At 36.8% G+C, this 3390-nt stretch carries 4 protein-coding genes and 1 pseudogene; 1 reads left to right on the top strand and 4 read right to left on the bottom strand.

The features are described from left to right. Nucleotides 1-217 precede the first annotated feature (217 nt). Complete coding sequence (locus tag B0A64_RS24735; protein ID WP_089482097.1) at nucleotides 218-1150, bottom strand: AraC family transcriptional regulator; 933 nt, start codon at nucleotides 1148-1150, stop codon at nucleotides 218-220. 114 nt (nucleotides 1151-1264) lie between these two features. On the opposite strand from B0A64_RS24735, the pseudogene B0A64_RS25690 reads away from it, so the two are divergent. Next, nucleotides 1265-1431 (top strand): annotated as a pseudogene (locus B0A64_RS25690) (helix-turn-helix domain-containing protein); the annotation flags it as partial. Between the two features lie 86 nt (nucleotides 1432-1517). Here B0A64_RS25690 and B0A64_RS24725 read toward each other — a convergent pair. From B0A64_RS24725 to B0A64_RS24715, 3 genes are all read right to left on the bottom strand, one after another. After that, nucleotides 1518-2372 carry a bifunctional helix-turn-helix domain-containing protein/methylated-DNA--[protein]-cysteine S-methyltransferase gene (locus B0A64_RS24725; protein ID WP_089482096.1) on the bottom strand — a complete coding sequence of 285 codons (855 nt, stop codon included), beginning with the start codon at nucleotides 2370-2372 and terminating at the stop codon, nucleotides 1518-1520. 73 nt (nucleotides 2373-2445) lie between these two features. Further along, on the bottom strand, nucleotides 2446-3120 hold the full coding sequence (locus B0A64_RS24720; RefSeq protein ID WP_089482095.1) for a methylated-DNA--[protein]-cysteine S-methyltransferase: 675 nt from the start codon (nucleotides 3118-3120) through the stop codon (nucleotides 2446-2448). Between the two features lie 62 nt (nucleotides 3121-3182). Next, nucleotides 3183-3390, bottom strand: a 208-nt coding sequence (locus B0A64_RS24715; RefSeq protein WP_165769880.1) for an alpha-ketoglutarate-dependent dioxygenase AlkB, incomplete at its 5' end; no start/stop codon positions are given.

The following is a 3390-nucleotide window of genomic DNA, read 5'->3' as shown; positions in this document are numbered from 1 at the left end:
TAATTTTTTCATGATTTTTTCAATTTTAAATGGTTATAAATCGTTCTTTTAATTTGATAGGACAAAGATATAGCGGCACTTGGCCTTGCATATTGCGAGTATTAAAGCATTGCATGCAAATTTTAAACATTTAGAATTTGCATGTTTATTTTGAGGGGAAATTTTAGAGTAAAGCCATAAAAAAAGCCTGCAAATCGGTATTTGCAGGCTTTGAATTTTAGTTGGTCGAGGCGAGGTGCTCCTTTCGGTAGAGCACGGGAGAAGTACCGGTATGTTTTTTAAAGTAATTGCTGAAATGCGCGGCTTCTGAGAAACCCAGTAAATAGGCGATTTCTTTTATCGAATTTTGTGAGTTCTGCAGTTGTGATTTTGCTTCGGAGATTGTTTTGTCCGCAATCCATGTGGCAATAGGCTTTCCTGTCTTGGTTTTGATAACGGTACTTAAGTAATTGGGATGCAGATTCTGCGCATCGGCATAATCCTGCACCCTGAATACACTCTGTACTTTTGAGTTGCCCAGATCGCGGTAATGCTGTTCGAGCATCCGTTTAAAATTTTTTACGATTTGGGAAGACCGGTTTCCTTCATATATCGGGTTATAGTCTTCCCAGAAATATTCTTTTATCTTAATTAGTAACACAATAAACAAGTTTCCGATAATTCTGTATTTATAAGGTGACGAACCTAGATATTCTTTGTGGATCTGCAGATATAACTGTTCTATCTGATTATAAAAATCTATATTTAGGACCTTAGGTTGCACCGTTTCGGTCAGTAGAAATGAAAACTCATTAAATACATCCTGGTGCACGTTTTCCTTAAGAAATGTCTCATCAAAACAGATAAGATAAATTTCTTCGATTGCATTCCATTCAAAGGTCCTGTAATTGCTTGGATTGGTAAAATATATAGACCCAGGCATGGCAGCAAAAGTATGGTCATCAATAGTGTATTGTCCCGATCCTTTCTTAACGAACAGAAAAGAAAAATAATTAGGCCTGTATGCCGGGGATTTATACGGCAACTCAAAGCCGACATCTTTTAAATCAACGACGGCAATGCCTGCCTTTGGATCAAGCATATCGACAGACAAGTCTAATTGCAAATACAAGTCATAGAGTGACATCGAAATAGTATTTTTCTCGCTCATACTTAATGGGTTTGATGCAAATTTAGCAAATTAGACTTTTGATTAATTGAACATAACTTTTATTTGCTTGGACACATTAATTGGCAAAATATATAATTTTATTAATTAACAATATGGTTTAAAAGCTATGAAGTTATCGCAAACTTCTTTGTATTTCAGCGGGAACCTTACAAAATCTTCGGATCAATGAGGCTCTATCTAATAAAAAAATTGGTGTACTTACGTACTATCACTATGAGGATATTCAAAAATTAATGGATGGGACTAGCAATACTAAGTAGCATAGACAAAATTAGTTACCGGTATGTAAAATCTGATGCTTATAGGTTTGAGAACGATCCATTTTTTCTTTATGAACTGAAACAATTTATTCTTCTACCTTTGCTTTACGAGCTGCTTCCCAGCCAATAATTGCGTTTTTGCGAGTAGCACCCCAATGATATTGCCCAATTTCACCGGTAGATTTAATAACACGATGACAAGGTATAAGAAATGCAACCGGATTACTTCCAATGGCAGTTCCAACTGCTCTTGATGCTCCTTGATGACCAGCATTGGCAGCCAAATCTCCATAAGTTGTAAATCCGCCAGTTGGTACTTTCAACAGAGCTTCCCATACTTTAATTTGAAAGTCTGTGCCCTTAAGATGAAGTTTTACCTTATCAAGTTTGCTCCAATCTTGCGTGAACACAAAAAGGGCATTTTGCTGAAACATATCCACCATTTGAATATATTTGGCATTTGGAAAATTAGCCTTAAGTCCTTCTAAAGCTTGTTCAGATCCATTGTCAACAAATGACATGTGGCAAATGCCTTTTGAAGTAGCCGCTACTAACATCTCGCCAAAGGGACAGTCTGCAAATGAGTAGTTAATTTTAAGTGCTTCACCACCATTTTTATACTCTCCAGGTGACATTCCTTCGACCTTTATAAAGAGATCATGAAGCCTGCCGGCACCTGATAATCCAGATTCATGTGCGGCATCGAACAAACTCATTCTTGTAGTCTTCAAAATATCTTTAGCATACTCCGCAGTCAAATACTGCAAAAACTGCTTGGGTGTAACTCCCGCCCAATTCTGAAACATTCTCTGAAAGTGAAACGGACTAAGATTTACATGGTCTGCTACATCTTCCAGTTTTGGTTGAGACTTATAATTTTCTTTGATGAAATTAATAGCTGATGCAACTCTCTTATAATCGTATTCTTGTTGTGTTTCCATTTTTTTTATTATTTCAATTGTATATCAAATTTACTTTTATCGCATTAGGTATTCAATCCGAAACTTGCTGTTTTTAAATTAAAAGTACATTTGCGGCTTCCCATAAAAGTAACCTTTCTTTAAGTTCTGTTCCCCAGAAATATCCGTTGAAACTTCCGTCAGCATAGATCACTCTGTGGCATGGTATTAAAAAACCCACAGGATTACTTCCTACTGCAGCCCCTGTAGCCCTTGCGATTTTATTAGTGCCGCCTAATTGTGTATAGCTCGTCAAACCACCTAATGGAATTTGGGATAATTTTTTCCAAATTTCTAATTGAAACGCAGTTCCTTTTAAATGCAGTTGGATTGGCAGCTGCATTTGAGGATTGTTCACATGCTTTAAAGCGGCAGCTTGAAACAGAGACAGACTTTCCGCAATTGAATTTGACGGGAATCGTCTTTTAAGATCGCTGACCGCCCCAATGTGGTTTCCGTTGGTGAAACCTAAATAGCAAACACCTTTTGAGGTCGACGCAATAAGTATGTCTCCAAATAAAGAAGGCGTACACCGGTATTCAATTGTTTCTTCTATATCGGCGTCGATCCATGCCTCAATATGGATAACTTCTTTGTCTAACATTTGCGTGTTATGCAAACGTCTGCGCATTTCGCTTTTATTCCTGACATTTATTATGTTATCTACCGCAATATTTTTTGTGTTGCTGTAATAAAGCGGATAATTAGTTGCAGTGTTTTCCATAATCATTCTTATATTTTACTTTAAAATTACTGAGGCAATTGGTTTTTTCCAATCCGCATCTTGCGATCTTAAATCACCTTGATTGTTCTGAAAGTGATGTTTATGCGGGAGTTGGCAATCCCAGGTTTTTTCTGTATACTGTGTAACCACTTATGTTGCGTTTCTCCTTTCATCAAAAGGAAACTGCCGTTTTCTAATATGATTTTTTTTTGCAGTTTTTTGTCTTTATGATGTTTTAGGGAAAATTCTCTGCTTTCACCAAAACTTACAGATCCT

This window comes from Flavobacterium araucananum, assembly GCF_002222055.1.
GTDB lineage: Bacteria > Bacteroidota > Bacteroidia > Flavobacteriales > Flavobacteriaceae > Flavobacterium > Flavobacterium araucananum.
Note: the sequence above shows the minus strand (reverse complement) of the source record. Positions and strands in the feature narration are given on the sequence as shown.

Bases quoted from the DNA above. Each gene is read 5' to 3' on its own strand.
- B0A64_RS24735 (WP_089482097.1), bottom strand. From the start codon at position 1,150: ATGAGCGAGAAAAATACTATTTCGATGTCACTCTATGACTTGTATTTG.
- B0A64_RS24720 (WP_089482095.1), bottom strand. From the start codon at position 3,120: ATGATTATGGAAAACACTGCAACTAATTATCCGCTTTATTACAGCAAC.
- B0A64_RS24725 (WP_089482096.1), bottom strand. From the start codon at position 2,372: ATGGAAACACAACAAGAATACGATTATAAGAGAGTTGCATCAGCTATT.